The sequence below is a fragment of the Micromonospora radicis genome, assembly GCF_003583405.1.
Taxonomy (GTDB): domain Bacteria; phylum Actinomycetota; class Actinomycetes; order Mycobacteriales; family Micromonosporaceae; genus Micromonospora; species Micromonospora radicis.
In genome coordinates this window covers 75,321-89,129 of the sequence record NZ_QXEC01000001.1, presented here as the reverse complement: position 1 = coordinate 89,129, position 13,809 = coordinate 75,321, and the positions used below count along the sequence as shown (strand labels likewise).

Genomic DNA, 13,809 nt, shown 5'->3' with positions numbered 1-13,809 from the left:
CACCCCCCGGAGGTGGGGGCCGCCACCCCGGCGGCCCCCACCTCTCCTCGGCCCCCCTTTGTCGGGCGACCACATCCCGACCGCCGCCGCGACCTCCGCGTGGGCGACGACGCGGCGGCGGTCGGGGTGAGCTGCGCGGTGCATCCGGACGGGGTGGCCGCACACGTGGAACGGCAACGCACACTGCTCCGCGCCGGCTGGCACCTGTCCGACGTGTTCGCCAGCCGCTGGTCGAACGACCCGATCCGGGCCGCCCTCGACCTCTCCGCGCGGATCGCCCCACGCTGATCCGCCACGCGATGCCTAGAGCTTGACGAAACGTACGGGCTCGCGGAGTACCGCAATGGCGGAGTCGACGTCCGCCAGCCTCGCCGCGAGCGTGGCGGCAGCCATCCGGCTGGGCAGCGCCGCACTGAACTTGAGACCGGCCAGCGCCTTCTCGGTCACGACGACTCCAGTCGTCCGGCGCATGGGACGGGGCACCCGTAAGGGCCGTTTCCATCGCCGAGCCGCTGCCTACGGCTCCCGCATCCAGAGCTTCGGATCGTTCACGAAGACACCCTTGCCCTGATGCCGCCGGATCACCCGGAGGGCTTCGAGTCGGGCGTAGGCCATCTGCACGGTCCCGTGACTGACGTCGTAGGTGGCGCGCGTGTCGGCGATCGAGGGCAGCCTGTCCCCCGGCTTCAACTTCTTGGACTTGACGTCGGCGATCACATCATCGGCGATGCGCCAGTAGTCCGGCACTTCTCGCATGGCACTCCTCGCGTGGCAATCCGATTCGATCACACCGCGACGCGCCGAACAAGCAACGTTGACTCACCTGACATGTCTAGTTATGTTGGTGCGGAGCCGCTTCTCGCGTGGCAACGAGTTCGGCTCATCCCCCTGGTCGGGGCGGGTGTGTGTGCCCGTCCCGACCCAGTGAGCTGCTCTGTCGTCGTACCGCCGAACTGGGCTGCGGCGGCCGAGCGGGCGGGCCGTGCGGACGCCGGCCACGCACGGCCCGCCCTTCCACGCACCACCGCACCGACCCTCCGCGCTCCAGAGAGCCCTTGAGGAAGGACCGTCGTGGCCCAGGTGTATCGAGGTGGCCAGCCCTACGGGACCGGCCGCCCGACCCGGTTGACCCCACACGAGGTACGCAACCACACGTTCGCCCCGCGCCGCCGTGGGGCCGACCCCGATCAGGTACGCGAGTTCCAGGCCACGGTCGCCGACGAGCTGGCCGACCTGCACCAGCAGTTCCGCAAGCTCGCCCAGGAGAACGACCGGCTCAAGCGGGCCCTGCGCGACTGGCAGTCCATGCACGCCCGGCACTGCCGACCACCGAACCAGGCCCGCTGGTGACCGCGCGCCCGGTCCCCGGCGACCTGCTCCGGATCGACGGTCGCGCCTCGGTGCAGTTCGCCGGGGACCGGGCGCTGACCCTGCGCGTCGTCTCGACCAGCGACCGACAGGCGTACGACGGCTGGATCTGGCTGACCGGGTACGTCATCGACCGGCGCGGCAACGCCACCACCAAACGCGAGATCTACGTCCAACTCGCCGGGCTGCGTCCCGCCTCGGTGCCCGCTCCCCCTCGCCAGGTCAGCCGGCGAGATGGACCTGGTGGGCCGCGCGGAGCGTCGGCACGACCGTCCCGTGCAGGTACGGCGCCGAGGTGAGTCGCCCCAGTCCCGCTCGCACTCGGCGGCCCGGCGCCACAGCCCACGGGTGGAGCCAGGTGTGCTTCTGGGGATCATGGTGGCCGCCGGCTGGCCAGGATGGCGAGGGTCTCCCGGCGTACCGCCTCCGGCTCGCGCACGAGCCGACGGTGGGCGAAACGGACGACCAGGATGCCGAGGGCGGCCAGGTGTGCGTCGCGGCGCAGGTCGATCTCGCGCTGGCGTGGGTCGCCGTGGGTGCTGGCACCGTCGAGTTCGATGTTGACGCGTTCCGGTTCGGCGTACAGGTCGAGGTAGACGTTGCGCCGGCCGAGGCGGATCTGCACCTGCCGCTGGAACGCCGGCATTCCCGGGCCGGTGAAGACCCGCTCGTGTCCCCAGATCTCCAGCGGGCTGCGACAGCCGTCGGCGAGCCGGTTCAGCAGCGTGCGGAGCGCCACTCGGCCAGCCAGCCGCCTCGTGTGGTCGAGCGTCCCTTGCAACCGCCCGGGCGTGGTCAGCCGGTTGTTGACCGCCCTGATCATCGGCGTCCGTTGCTCGCTCGGGGGCAGCATCGGCCAGGAGTCGACGAGCGCACGCTCGATGGTGGTCACCGGCAGCCCTTGTCGCGTCAGCACCGACGGTGGGGCGAGGGTGAGGTGGCGGCGTCGATGGACCCGGACTCCGGGCCAGTTTCGTAGGCCGCCAGCGACTGGCGTGCTCACGTGCAACAGGTCCCCGGGCAGTTGTCGGCGCAGCCCCCACACGTCGAGGGCAGTGAGATGGCTGAGCGCGCCGCGCCCGCGTAGCCAGGCGGCGACCGCCCGGCGACCGAGGGCCGGGTCGAGGCGGCTGAGCGGCGGGCTGGCGGTGCGTTTGCACTGTTCGTCAAGGAGACGAGCTGCCGCGAACACCTCGGGGAGCACCCGCACCAGGTCGCCGTTGGTGCACGCCCGTTGCAGGATCCACTCCGGTACGACCTGCTCGGCCACGGAACGGGTCACCAGCCCGTGGCCGCGCTCCACCAGTTCCGCCAACACCGTATCCACGCCACCGACCGTGCCGCCCAACGCCGAAGTCCCGCAACGGCGAAGCTCCAAACCTGTGGACGAGGCATCCGCTGTGGACAAGCGCCACCGCCCGTCGTGATCTGCTACGGCGCGTGCATCTCGTGGGCCTCAACGTGGCGGTGCAGCTGCCTCCGCGTCGGCGTGTCGGACAGCCACGCGCCACATTCAAAGGCATCGCCACGATCGGGCGCCGCCGTGGAAAGGGGGGATGTCAGGCGGGGATGGAGCTGCGGTGGGCGTTGACGGCCCAGGCGTCGGGGAGGGCGATCCATTCGTTGTCGCCCACCGGGACCACCGCGCCGTCCAGCTTGGGCAGCGTGCCCGGGTCCTCCATCGGGCAGAGCAGCCACAGCTCCCCCGCCCCGCCGCGGGCCGCGTCCGCCAACTCGTGGAGCCGCTCCATCGCCCGGTAGCGCGCCAGCACTGCCGCGTCGTGCAGCAGCACCGGCCCGGCGTCGGCGCGCAACTCCGCGTGCAGCGACGGCACCGCCAGATGCCATGCCTGCTCGACGTACTCGCCGAGCTTGATGGCGCTGCGGGAGCCCGCCTCGGCGACGTCCGCGCCCAGCACCGTCTCCCAGGTGGGCTTCGGCCGGGCGTCGACCAGTCCACGTAGCTCACGCAGGAACACCGCCGCCACGTTGACCGGTCGGGCGTCGAAGCGTCGGGCCAGTTCCTGGCGGGCCAACGCGTACCGGTTGAGGCGTACCGTCAACGCGCGGAACCCACCGGCGGACCTGGCGCCGGTCAGCCGCTCCTCGGCCCGCATCGCCTCCGCCAGCTCCGGCGACTCGGCGGCCCAGCGGTTCGGTGCGTTCGTGGCGGAGGGGCGACGTTGGACGATCGACATCGACGACGAGCCGGCACGCGGTGGCGGCGGGACGTAGCGGTCACGGTTCCAGCGCAGCTCGAAGCCGGCCTCGGCGAGCAGCCGGTCGAGCTTCGGGTGCGGCGGCAGCGGCGCCGCCAGTTCGGGGAAGCGGGCGGTCACCCGCTGGACGACCTGCTCCGGGGTGAGGCCCCGGTGCCCCTCCGGGCTGGTCGCCGGGGGCACCACGCCGGCCTGGGCCAGCCGCAGCGCGCGGACCGGGTCGAGATTGCGCGGGTACAGCTCCAGCCGAGCGGTCGCGGCGGCCCGCTCCGAAGCCACCGCGGCGAGCAGTACCCGTCGCCGGTCGTCGATCGCGTCGGCCGCGCCGCCGGGCGCGGCCACCGCCGCGAGGGTACGCAGCACCGTCGCCGCACTGGGCAACACCTCGCTGGCGGCGAGCTTGTCGGCAGCCTTGCCGAGCACGTCGGCGTAGTCGAGCAGGGCCGGTGCGGCCGGAGTGTCCGGAGCGTCGTCCTCACCCGCTTCGAGCGCCACGAGCAGACGGTCACCCTGCGGGTGCGGCTTGCCGTCGATGTCGGCTCGGCCATGTCGGCGCAGCAGCAGCCGTGGCTCGTCCTCCAGGGCGTCGATCTCGACCGCCGCCCGCACGGCGGCGACCGCCACCGCGAGCCGCAGTTCGTCGCCGGTACGCACCGAGCCCCGGCTGACGAGCAGGGCCGCCGCCAGCTCGGCCACCCCCATCACCCGCCCGCCGTCGCGCAGCAGCTCGATGAGCTGGGTACGCACGCTACCCACCACCGGCAGGTCGTGCCACCGCTTGCGCTGCCTGCCGAGGATCTGCGCGATCCGTCCGGCGCTGACCCCGACTGCGGTGGCGACCTGTGGCTGCTGCGGCCAGAGCTGCAGCGCGGGTAGCGTGCCGGTGGCGTCCGGCAGGTTCAGCAGCAGCCGGGTGGCCTCCACCTCGGCGGCGTTGCGGCCGTTGTTGCCGGGCACGAGCAGCGTGGCGATCGCGTCGAGGCCGACGCGTACCAGGTCGGTGGCGCCGCCCGGCGCGGTGGTCTCGCCGGTGACCTCGACGGTGGCTGCCTTGCGGGCGGCCACCGAGGTGGGCACGGTCTCCCGCTCCCCCAGCCGGGTACGCCACTCCTTGACCCGCCGCTGCAGCTCCTTGCGGGTCTTCGCGCCGAGGCCGGGCCGCGTGGCGAACGTGTTGTTGCCGAGGGCCAGCAGCTCGCCAACGGTGGTGGCGTCCACCCGGTGGGCGGCGGAGACCGCCCGGGGGGTGAGCCCGGCAGCCTCCAGGGCGGTGGCGCGGGTGGCCTTGCCGGCGGCCTCCTCGCGGGCCTTCTCGGCGGCTCTCTCATCCGGCTCCTCGGTCTCGATCTCCGGGTGCTCGGTGCCGACCGGGGTGCTCGGTCGACGGCAGGTCGGCCCGACTGCGCACCGCTGGTGCGGGGATTCAGGGCGGGCGTCGGGTATAAGGAACGGGTGGAGATGCCGCCGTACCTGGCCACCATGCCGATGCACGCGATCACCGAGATGTACGGCGAGGCCGGACTGCGGGAGCGGTTCCGGTTGGAGATCGCCGCGTTCGACGCCGAGGCGCGGCGGCGGCTCGACGAGGCGTTGGCGCTGGCCGCCGTACTGCACCGGGACGACCGGCGGTCCCGGGAGCCGTACCTCAACCATCTGCTCCGGGTGGCGATCCGGATGATGCACCACTACCAGGTACGCGACGTCGACGTGATCGTCGCCGGTCTGCTGCACGACTCGGTCGAGGATCACCCGGCGGAACTGGCCGGTGCCGGGTTCGTGGGCGACCCGGGCGCGGCGGCGTTGGCGGTGCTCGCCGACCGGTTCGGTGCCCGGGTGGCGCGGCTGGTCGCGGCGGTCACCAATCCGGCCTGGGATCCCGGGCGCGACCGCAACGAGCAGTACCGCGAGCACGTGGCCGCCAGCCTGGACCGGGAGCCGTGGGCGCGGGTCATCAAGGTTTCCGACTTCACCGACAACGGCGTCGGCGTCATCCACTCGGTGGGGCCGAAGGTGGAGTCGTCGGCCCGCAAGTACCGGCCGCTGGTGCCGGTGTTCCGGGATCTGGTCACCCGGGCCGACACTCCCCTGTCGGCGCCGGTACGCCGGCACATCCTCGACCAGCTCGACCTGGCCGAGGAGCGGTTCGGCGCGATCCTCGACCAGCCCGCCCACCACGCCTGAGCGGCGCCTGGGTGAACGGCGTCGGGTCCGCACCACCGCCGGTGGGTCAGCGCGGAGCCGGCGGGTCAGCGCGGAGCCGGCGGGTCAGCGCGGAGCCGGCGGGTCAGTGCGGAGCCGGTGGGTCAGCGCGGAGCCGGCGGGTCAGCGCGGAGCCGGCGGGTCAGCGCGGAGCCGGTGGGGCGGTGCGGGTCCGGTCGAGCCGGGGCATCAGCAGCGTGGCCTGGGCGACCGATCCGCCGCCGACCTCGAGCCCGGCGCGCGCCGCGGCGTAGAACTGGTCGCGGGCCTCGTTGGCGCGGTGCAGCAGGCCGGGCAGGTCGTCGGTGGCGCGCGGTCCGCTCCCGGTGGCGCGCTGGCGGGCGAGGCGTTCGACCTCCCACACGGTGTCCCGCCAGTGCCGGGCCGCGGCCACCGTCGGGGCGTCCCCGAGCAGCAGGACGTTCTCCCAGGCGATGGTGTGCCGGAAGCTGGCCTCGGTCAGCGCGGCGAGTTCCTGGTCGGGGTCGAGGTAGCCGCCGATGAGCCGGCTGGCGATGGTGTGCACCTCCTTGAGGACGCGGGCGAACTCGGCGTACGCGTCGAGTCGCCGCTCGTCCCAACGCACGGTCTGGCGTCGCCGCCATCGGGCGCGGTCGGCGAGCGTGGTGGCGACGATGGTGCCGACGGTGCCGACCAGTACGCCGATGAGGGCGGGCAACTGCGCGACGATGCTCCCCATGACGATCACCCTGCCAGCCGGGGGCAAGGCCGCCGCTACTCCTCGCTGGTGGCGCAGTTGACTCGCCACCAGGTGGGTTTCGGCTGGGTGACGGCGCGGGTGCTGGCGGGGCGGTCGGGTCGCGGGCGGCGGACGGACCAGCCCGGCGGGGCGAGGCTTCGGTCGCCGCGCCGGGTCGTCGGATGGGTCGGTGCGATCAGCTGCCGGTACGCCTGGGTGAGGGCGTGGCCGGGGTCGACGCCGAGTTCGTCGCGGAGCAGCCGCGTTCCCTCCCGGTAGACGACGAGGGCGTCGGCCCGTCGACCGGCTCGGTGCAGCGCGGTGATGAGCTGCGCCCGGGCGATCTCCAGCATTGGCCGGTGGAGCAGCAGGGCGCGGAGTTCGGGGACGAGTTCCTGGTGGCGGCCGAGGGCGAGGTCGGCGTCGATCCGGTTGGCCAGCGCGATCAGCCACCGCTCTTCGAGCTGGACCACGGCCGCGGTGACGAAGGGGGCATTGATCCCGCCCAGTGCGTCGCCCTGCCAGAGGCCGAGGGCGTGGTGCAGGGCGCGGGCGGCCTCGTGCGGACGGTTGTCGGCCAGCGCCTGGCCGCCCTTGCGGGCCAGGAGCAGGAAGGTGGCGAGGTCGATCCGGCCGGGGTCGATCGTCAGCCGGTAGCCGGCCGGGTGGGTGTGGATCGTCGCGTCGTCGATGCCGGCGAGGAAGCGTCGCAGTGCGGACACCCGGACGTGCACCTGGGTGCGTACGGTGGCGGGTGGTCGTTCGCCCCACATCCCGTCGACGATCCGCTCGGTGCTCACCACCGTGTTGGCGTTGAGCAGCAGCAGTGCCAGCAGGGCCCGGGCGCGTCCGCTGGGAATCGGAATCGGGGCGCCGGGCATGGATATCTCGAATGGCCCGAGAAGCCGGAACAGCACTGATGAATTCGGGCTGGCGACATCCGGTCGGGCTGGTCCTACATTCGCCGTCAGATCACGCGCCACCCATGATTCCATCGATTCCTCCCCGTAAACAACGCAAGACTCCGAAGGAGTGGTGGAATCTCGGCTCACCCCATCAGTAAATGTCAGCATCTTAATGTTTGTTCAGCTGACCAGGCCAGACAGGCATTGATCTCCGTGCTGTGTCGTACATCACAGTCGGCTGTTCGGCATCGACACGACGGGGTCGATCATGGCGATATAGCGGGAACTAGTCCGATTAGACCATTGGCCTGAACGCGAGCCGGCACGGCCGTTCCACACACCGATAGCGAACCGATAGGGAACCTGTAGCCACACCTCCGACGATCACCGCCACCACAAACTCGTCGGAGGTTGAGTTGCAGCACAATCGTTCCAGGCGGGCCCTCGGCGGTCTGCTCATCGCGGCCGTTTCGGCCGTCGCCGCGGTCTTCGTCGCGCCACCGCCCGCGGCGGCCGCGCCGCCCGCCGACCACGTACTGTTCTGGAACGACGTGCTGCTGCGCAGCTATCGGCAGGTGGGCGGCGCGCCCGGACCACTGGCCCGGGCGGGCGCGATGATGCACGGCGCGATCTACGACGCGGCCAACTCCGTCGGGTGCGCCTGGAACGCCAAGCTCCAGGGCATCGGCTGCAACGCCGAGCCCTACCTGGTGCAGGTCGAGATGCGGGAAGATCTCGACCCGGTGCTCGAGACGGCGATCGACTACGCGGCCGTCACCGTGCTGCGGTCGACGTTCCCGCAGCTGGACTTCGACGCCGACCTGGCCGGCGCGCAGCAGGGTCGCAGTCAGGCCGCGAACGAGGTGGAGTCGGCTCGGGCCGGGACGGCGGCGGCCCGGGCGATGATCGACGCGCGGGCCGGCGACGGGTCGACGAACAACACCGCGTACGTCCACGGCACCGCCCCCGGCGACTGGCGGCCGACCGGATCCGGCCCGGCCGCGACGCCGAACTGGGGGCTGGTCACCCCGTTCGCGCTGACCTCCGGCGCACAGGTCCGCCCGCCGCTGCCCGGCGGGTTCGCCAGTACGGCGGCGCTGCTCGCCAGCCCGCTGTACGCCGCGCAGGTCAACGAGGTGAAGGAGCTGGGTCGGGAGGACAGCTCGACCCGTACCGCGGAGCAGACCGAGATCGCCTGGTTCTGGGCCAACGACCTGGACGGCACGTACAAGCCGCCGGGCCAGCACTTCGCGCACACCCAGATCGTGGCCCGCCAGCAGCAACTCGACCAGACCCGCAACGCGCGGCTCTTCGCTCTCGTGGCGATCAGCATGGCGGACGCCGGCATCGCCGCGTGGGACGCCAAGTACCGCACGCCGGTCGACCTGTGGCGCCCGGAGACCGCGATCCAACTCGCCGGCACCGACGGCAACTCCGCCACCACGGCGGATCCGAACTGGAAGCCGCTCTCCGCCGACCGGGACGGCAACAACTTCTCCCCCGCGTTCCCGGCGTACATCTCCGGTCACGCGACCTTCGGGGCGGCCTGGGCGGGCGCGATGCGCAACTACTTCGGCACCGACGCGATGACCTTCACGGCGACCACCGAGGACCCGCACGCGGTCGGCGTGACGCGTACCTTCACCAGCTTCAGCGCGGCCGCCACGGAGGACGCCCGCAGCCGGATCTACCTGGGCGTGCACTACCAGTTCGACGCCGACCAGGGCCTGGCGACGGGTACGGCGGTGGCGGACCACGCGGCGGCCAACCACCTGCAGGCGGCACCGGAGTTCGACTTCATCGGTCCGTTCACCTTCGAGCAGGACTGCCGGGCCGACGGCGACGCGCGGGTCGCCACCAGCGACTACTACGAGTTCTTCTGCGACGGCTTCCTCGGCGAGTGGTTCCTCTACATCCGCTGACGCGGACGCAGCCACCGCCGCCGACGCGGACAGGGCGGCGGGGCGGGACAATCGCCCCGCCCCGCCGTCGTGATCCGGATTCAGGAGGTGAACTTGTCCAGGGCCAACTCGATGGCACCGCTGTCCGGCTGGGCGTACGCCCGCATGGTCTGCTTGTTGTACGAGATGAAGCTCGGGCAGCGCACCGCCGGAGCGTTGATCCGCCCGCCGTCGCCGATCTTCTCGCCGGTCTTGGCGGCGTGGAAGGTCAGCGTGTAGCGCGCGGAGACGTAGTCGACGGTGACCTTCTTGTCGTCCCGGTCGTTGTACTCGCACTTGCGCGGCTCGCCCTCGCTGCCTTCCTCGAAGGCGAGGCAGCCGACCACGGCGACCGAGGCCCAGTCCGAGGTCTTGGCGTAGTACGGCTTGTTGAAGCCGACCGACTTGCTCAGCCAGGACTCCGGGCGCTCCGGGGAGTTGGCGAAGGTGTAGACCTTGGCGCCCTTGGGCGCGGTGTACGACGCGGCGTTCAGGATCGGGCTGCCGTCGCAGACCGCCGACATGTCGCTGGAGTTGCGAGCGGTGATGGCGTTGTTGTCGTCGGGCTGCTCCTGCGCCGGCGGGGCCTCCGACGGGGCCTCCGACGGGCCGTCGCCCTCGACGGGCGGGTTGCTCGGGCCGGTGGCGACGGGCGACGAGTCGTCGTCGGCCAGCAGGAAGTAGCCGATGGTGCCGCCGCAGGCGACCAGCACGGCCATCACCGCGGCACCGACACCAAGGCCGAGCCACAGCCCGGTCTTCGAGGACTTCTGCGGCGGCGCGCCGAAGGGCGGCGGGGCGGGTGCCCCGAACTGCGGCGGGGACGGCGGGGCGGGCGCGCCGAACTGCGGCGGCGGGTAGCTCCCCGGGGAACCGGGCGGAAGCGGTTGACCGACCGGCGAACCGGGCGGAAGCGGGGCACCGGGCGGTGTCGGCTGCCCCACCGGGGAGCCCGGCGGTGTACCCCAGGCGTTCGGATCCGGCTGCCCTCCGTACGGAGGGTAGTTGTCACTCATGTGTGGCCCTTGTCAGTGTCGAGAGGTTCACTGGTGATCAGGGTCAGGGTAGTGAGCGGCGCAAATCCGGCCCGCGACGTCGTCCGCGCGGTTCCGCACCGTGGACGGCCCGGTGGCCAGATCCGACACGGTGAGTGGTGGAGTCGGCGCGATACGCCACAACCGAGCGGACGAATCGAGCAAGGCCGACCTTCCCGGACGTGGTGATTGCCACAGGACAACAGGTGGCGACATGCACCGCCGTCGAAGCCTCCCAGCGGTGTGGCGGACCGCCGCGGCGGGTACCACGGGGACAGCGGCGAGGAGGAGGAACGAGATGACGACCGATCCCAGGTACACGCCGATCGCGATCACCGCGGCGGGCGGCAGTCTGGTCGACGACGACAGTGCGGAAGCCGGCGAACTGGTGGGCGCGGACGACGCGGCGGCCGACGCCGCTCGGGCCGGCGCCGACGTCGACCTGACCGGCGCGCGGCGGGACACCGATCCCACCCCGGTCGGGGCCGCCGACGCCGAGGCCGATCGGCGGCGCGCCGCCGGTGAGGCGTGACGCGACCCGGCCCGCCCGACGCCCCGGAGATCACCCTCCGGGGCGTCGACGTTCACTCCACCGCTGCGGACCGCGGCGTTCGGCCGGGCGCAACACTTCGATAGATAGAAATATTGCGTGACCGTTTCGCAACGCCGTAAGCTGCTGTGGGAGCGCTCCCGACCTTCCGTCCGATGTCGTCGGAGTTGCCGTACCCACCACCACACCAGATTGCGACGGTCCACATGAAGCATCCACCGCACCGCCCGCGGCGCCTGCTGGTCGCGGCCGGCACCATCGGCGCGCTGACCCTCGGCACCCTCGCGGCGCTGCCCGTCACCAACGCGATGGCCGCGACCGGCTGTTCGGTGAGCTACACGACGAACAGCTGGTCCGGCGGGTTCACCGCCAGCGTCACCGTCACCAACCTGGGCGACGCGGTCAACGGCTGGACCCTCGGGTTCTCCTTCCCCGACGGTGGGCAGCGGGTCACCCAGGGCTGGTCGGCGACGTGGAGCCAGAGCGGCCGCGCCGTCACCGCGCGCAGCGAGAGCTGGAACGGCGCGCTGGCCACCGGCGCCAGCACCAACATCGGCTTCAACGGCAACTTCACCGGCGCCAACCCGTCGCCGACCTCGTTCACCCTCAACGGCACGGTCTGCACCGGTTCGACCACGCCCACCACCCCGCCCCCGCCGACCACACCACCGCCGACCACACCACCGCCGACGAACCCCCCGACCACGCCGCCACCGCCCGGCGCGCAGACCCCAGTCGGCATCAACGGACAGCTGCGTGTCTGCGGGGTCAACCTGTGCAACCAGTACGGCCGGCCGATCCAGCTGCGCGGCATGAGCACGCACGGCATCCAGTGGTTCGGCAACTGCTACAACCCGGCCTCGCTCGACGCCCTCGCCACCGACTGGCGGGCGGACCTGTTCCGGATCGCGATGTACGTCCAGGAACAGGGCTACGAGACCGACCCCGCCGGGTTCACCCACCGGGTCAACAACCTGGTCGACGAGGCCACCCGGCGCGGCATGTACGCGATGATCGACTTCCATCTGCTCACGCCGGGTGATCCGATGTTCAACCTGGAGCGGGCCAAGACCTTCTTCGCCGCCGTCTCCGCCCGGCACGCGTCGAAGAACAACGTGATCTACGAGATCGCCAACGAGCCCAACGGGGTGAGCTGGGCGACCATCAAGAACTACGCCGACCAGGTCATCCCGGTGATCCGGGCCAACGACCCGGACGCCGTGGTCATCGTGGGCACCCGCGCCTGGTCCTCGCTGGGCGTCTCGGAGGGCGCCAACCACACCGAGATCGTCAACAACCCGGTGAACGCGAGCAACGTCATGTACGCGTTCCACTTCTACGCCGCGTCGCACCGGGACAACTACCGGGCCGAGGTCGAACGCGCCGCCGCCCGGCTGCCGCTGTTCGTCACCGAGTTCGGCACGGTCGACTACACCGGTGACGGCGCGGCCGACCTGGCCAGCAGCACCCAGTGGCTGGACCTGCTGGACCGGTTGAAGATCGGCTACGCGAACTGGACGTTCTCCGACAAGGCCGAGGGCAGCGCCGCGCTGCGCCCCGGTACCTGCAACGGGGGCAACTACACCGGCACCTCGGTGCTGACCACCTCCGGCGTGTTCATGCGCGAGCGCATCCGTACGCCGGACAACTTCCCGACCAGCTGAACGCGCTCCCCGGCGGCGGTGCCGCCGGGTGCGACAAGACCGCCCGACCACCAGGGGGGAGCCTGGTGGTCGGGCGGTCGGCGCGGGTGCCGCCCGGGGCGTGAAGCGCGCGCGGGGGCCGTCCGCTCACCGTGAGGTCGCCGCGGCCGGGGTCACTCCTCCTCGCCGCCGTCGTCGCCCTCGTCGTCGCCGAAGGCGTCGAAGACCTCACCGGCGACCAGGCCGCCGGCCATCCCGAGCGCGGCTCCGCCGACCACGCCCGCCGCGACCGCGCCCATGCCCGGCCCCCGCCGCTCGTGCTGCTCCGGGTGGCCGTAGCTGTGCTGTGGCGGCGGGTAGCCGCCCGGCTGGCCGTAGCCGGGGCCGTAACCCGGCTGGCCGTATGCCGGCTGGCCGTGGCCGGGCTGGGCATAGCCGGGGTGGCCGTGGCCGGGGGCGGGGTGCAGCGTCTGGTACTGGGTCAGCGCCGCACGGACCCACTGGTCGACCTCGGCGACCCAGTCCAGCCGATCGGCGTCCGCGTGCGATACCCGGTAGCGGCCGTACGTGTCGTGGCCACCGGAGAAGAGCCCACCACGCCGGTCGAACTCCAGCACGACGTCAACGCCGTGCTCGTCGGCGAGGAAGGTCAGCTCGACCTCGGTGACCCCGTGGGCGTACTGCGGCGCGGCGAAGTACTCGATCTCCTGGTAGAACGGCAGGGTCTGGTGCACCCCGGCGATCTGCCCACGCTCCAGGTCGGCGCCCTTGAACTGGAAGCCCAGCTGGCCGAACGCCGCGAGGATCCGCTCCTGCACCGGCAGCGGGTGGACGTACACCGGATCCAGGTCACCCTTGTCGACCGCGCCCCGGATGGCCACCTCGGTACGCAGGCCCAGGGCCATGCCGGGCAGGGGCTGGCCGTAGAAGTCGGTCACCGGGGTCTGCCAGGGCAGCGGGATCTGGAACGGCAGGGTCAGCTGCTGCCCCGGGGCCAGGCGCAGCCCACCGGCCACGGTGGCCCGGTGGAACTCGACGGTGGCGTCGTGGTCGGCCTCCGCGCCGTCGACCTCGACCCGGGTGATCAGGCCCAGCACGACGTGGTCGAGTTCCACGTCGTAGCTGCCGCCGGTCAGGTTCACCTGCCCGCCGAGCAGCATCCCGGGCCGGGTGCTGGGATTGGTCAGGACCGTGTCGACGCTGGGCGCGCCGACCCCGAAGGCACCCAGCATCTTCTTGAACACCACGAGC

Annotated in this window: 15 protein-coding genes; 7 read left to right on the top strand and 8 right to left on the bottom strand. The window is 72.0% G+C overall.

Annotation, left to right across the window (positions count from 1 at the left end; genetic code table 11):
* The first annotated feature begins 99 nt into the window (after nt 1–99).
* The gene (locus D2L64_RS00400) at nt 100–288 is read left to right on the top strand and encodes a hypothetical protein (RefSeq protein ID WP_119572421.1); all 189 of its coding nucleotides are present in this window, start codon (nt 100–102) and stop codon (nt 286–288) included.
* Between the two features lie 15 nt (nt 289–303).
* Here the strand turns inward: D2L64_RS00400 and D2L64_RS27445 are convergent, their stop codons facing one another.
* The gene (locus D2L64_RS27445; protein WP_199714378.1) at nt 304–447 is read right to left on the bottom strand and encodes a hypothetical protein; all 144 of its coding nucleotides are present in this window, start codon (nt 445–447) and stop codon (nt 304–306) included.
* Nucleotides 448–516: 69 nt separating this feature from the next.
* A complete protein-coding gene (locus D2L64_RS00395; RefSeq protein WP_119572420.1) occupies nt 517–756 on the bottom strand; it encodes a winged helix-turn-helix domain-containing protein in 240 nt (79 codons plus the stop codon).
* A gap of 315 nt (nt 757–1,071) precedes the next feature.
* Here D2L64_RS00395 and D2L64_RS00390 point away from each other — a divergent pair, with 315 nt between their 5' ends.
* On the top strand, nt 1,072–1,350 hold the full coding sequence (locus D2L64_RS00390; RefSeq protein ID WP_233558680.1) for a DivIVA domain-containing protein: 279 nt from the start codon (nt 1,072–1,074) through the stop codon (nt 1,348–1,350).
* Complete coding sequence (locus tag D2L64_RS00385) at nt 1,347–1,667, top strand: hypothetical protein (protein ID WP_233558679.1); 321 nt, start codon at nt 1,347–1,349, stop codon at nt 1,665–1,667. Before D2L64_RS00390 ends, D2L64_RS00385 begins: the two co-directional genes overlap by 4 nt.
* 74 nt (nt 1,668–1,741) lie before the next feature.
* Here D2L64_RS00385 and D2L64_RS00380 read toward each other — a convergent pair whose 3' ends face one another.
* Both D2L64_RS00380 and D2L64_RS00375 read right to left on the bottom strand, forming a co-directional pair.
* Nucleotides 1,742–2,695, bottom strand: coding sequence for a DUF559 domain-containing protein (locus tag D2L64_RS00380; protein WP_119572798.1), 954 nt, complete (start codon nt 2,693–2,695; stop codon nt 1,742–1,744).
* Between the two features lie 232 nt (nt 2,696–2,927).
* The gene (locus D2L64_RS00375; protein ID WP_119572419.1) at nt 2,928–5,078 is read right to left on the bottom strand and encodes a hypothetical protein; all 2,151 of its coding nucleotides are present in this window, start codon (nt 5,076–5,078) and stop codon (nt 2,928–2,930) included.
* Between D2L64_RS00375 and D2L64_RS00370 the strand changes: the two genes are divergently transcribed.
* A complete protein-coding gene (locus tag D2L64_RS00370) occupies nt 5,040–5,768 on the top strand; it encodes an HD domain-containing protein (protein WP_119572418.1) in 729 nt (242 codons plus the stop codon). The two genes, D2L64_RS00375 and D2L64_RS00370, sit on opposite strands and share 39 nt — an antisense overlap.
* Nucleotides 5,769–5,928: 160 nt before the next feature.
* Here D2L64_RS00370 and D2L64_RS00365 read toward each other — a convergent pair whose 3' ends face one another.
* Together D2L64_RS00365 and D2L64_RS00360 are read right to left on the bottom strand one after the other, a co-directional pair.
* Nucleotides 5,929–6,486 (bottom strand): hypothetical protein, encoded by a 558-nt coding sequence (locus tag D2L64_RS00365; RefSeq protein WP_119572797.1) that lies wholly within the window; start codon nt 6,484–6,486, stop codon nt 5,929–5,931.
* 35 nt (nt 6,487–6,521) lie between these two features.
* Complete coding sequence (locus tag D2L64_RS00360; protein WP_158603425.1) at nt 6,522–7,367, bottom strand: AfsR/SARP family transcriptional regulator; 846 nt, start codon at nt 7,365–7,367, stop codon at nt 6,522–6,524.
* A 440-nt stretch (nt 7,368–7,807) separates the two neighbouring features.
* On the opposite strand from D2L64_RS00360, the gene D2L64_RS00355 reads away from it, so the two are divergent.
* Complete coding sequence (locus tag D2L64_RS00355; RefSeq protein ID WP_199714352.1) at nt 7,808–9,313, top strand: vanadium-dependent haloperoxidase; 1,506 nt, start codon at nt 7,808–7,810, stop codon at nt 9,311–9,313.
* Nucleotides 9,314–9,393: 80 nt separating this feature from the next.
* Here D2L64_RS00355 and D2L64_RS00350 read toward each other — a convergent pair whose 3' ends face one another.
* Nucleotides 9,394–10,347 carry a hypothetical protein gene (locus D2L64_RS00350; RefSeq protein WP_119572416.1) on the bottom strand — a complete coding sequence of 318 codons (954 nt, stop codon included), beginning with the start codon at nt 10,345–10,347 and terminating at the stop codon, nt 9,394–9,396.
* A 316-nt stretch (nt 10,348–10,663) separates the two neighbouring features.
* Here D2L64_RS00350 and D2L64_RS00345 point away from each other — a divergent pair, with 316 nt between their 5' ends.
* Together D2L64_RS00345 and D2L64_RS00340 are read left to right on the top strand one after the other, a co-directional pair.
* Complete coding sequence (locus D2L64_RS00345) at nt 10,664–10,897, top strand: hypothetical protein (protein ID WP_119572415.1); 234 nt, start codon at nt 10,664–10,666, stop codon at nt 10,895–10,897.
* Between the two features lie 224 nt (nt 10,898–11,121).
* A complete protein-coding gene (locus D2L64_RS00340; RefSeq protein WP_119572414.1) occupies nt 11,122–12,579 on the top strand; it encodes a cellulase family glycosylhydrolase in 1,458 nt (485 codons plus the stop codon).
* Nucleotides 12,580–12,731: 152 nt separating this feature from the next.
* Here D2L64_RS00340 and D2L64_RS00335 read toward each other — a convergent pair whose 3' ends face one another.
* Nucleotides 12,732–13,805, bottom strand: a complete 1,074-nt coding sequence (locus D2L64_RS00335; protein ID WP_119572413.1) for a sporulation protein — start codon at nt 13,803–13,805, stop codon at nt 12,732–12,734.
* Nucleotides 13,806–13,809 lie beyond the last annotated feature (4 nt).

Bases quoted from the DNA above. Each gene is read 5' to 3' on its own strand.
- D2L64_RS00395 (WP_119572420.1), bottom strand. From the start codon at position 756: ATGCGAGAAGTGCCGGACTACTGGCGCATCGCCGATGATGTGATCGCC.
- D2L64_RS00365 (WP_119572797.1), bottom strand. From the start codon at position 6,486: ATGGGGAGCATCGTCGCGCAGTTGCCCGCCCTCATCGGCGTACTGGTC.
- D2L64_RS00360 (WP_158603425.1), bottom strand. From the start codon at position 7,367: ATGCCCGGCGCCCCGATTCCGATTCCCAGCGGACGCGCCCGGGCCCTG.
- D2L64_RS00350 (WP_119572416.1), bottom strand. From the start codon at position 10,347: ATGAGTGACAACTACCCTCCGTACGGAGGGCAGCCGGATCCGAACGCC.
- D2L64_RS00345 (WP_119572415.1), top strand. From the start codon at position 10,664: ATGACGACCGATCCCAGGTACACGCCGATCGCGATCACCGCGGCGGGC.
- D2L64_RS00340 (WP_119572414.1), top strand. From the start codon at position 11,122: ATGAAGCATCCACCGCACCGCCCGCGGCGCCTGCTGGTCGCGGCCGGC.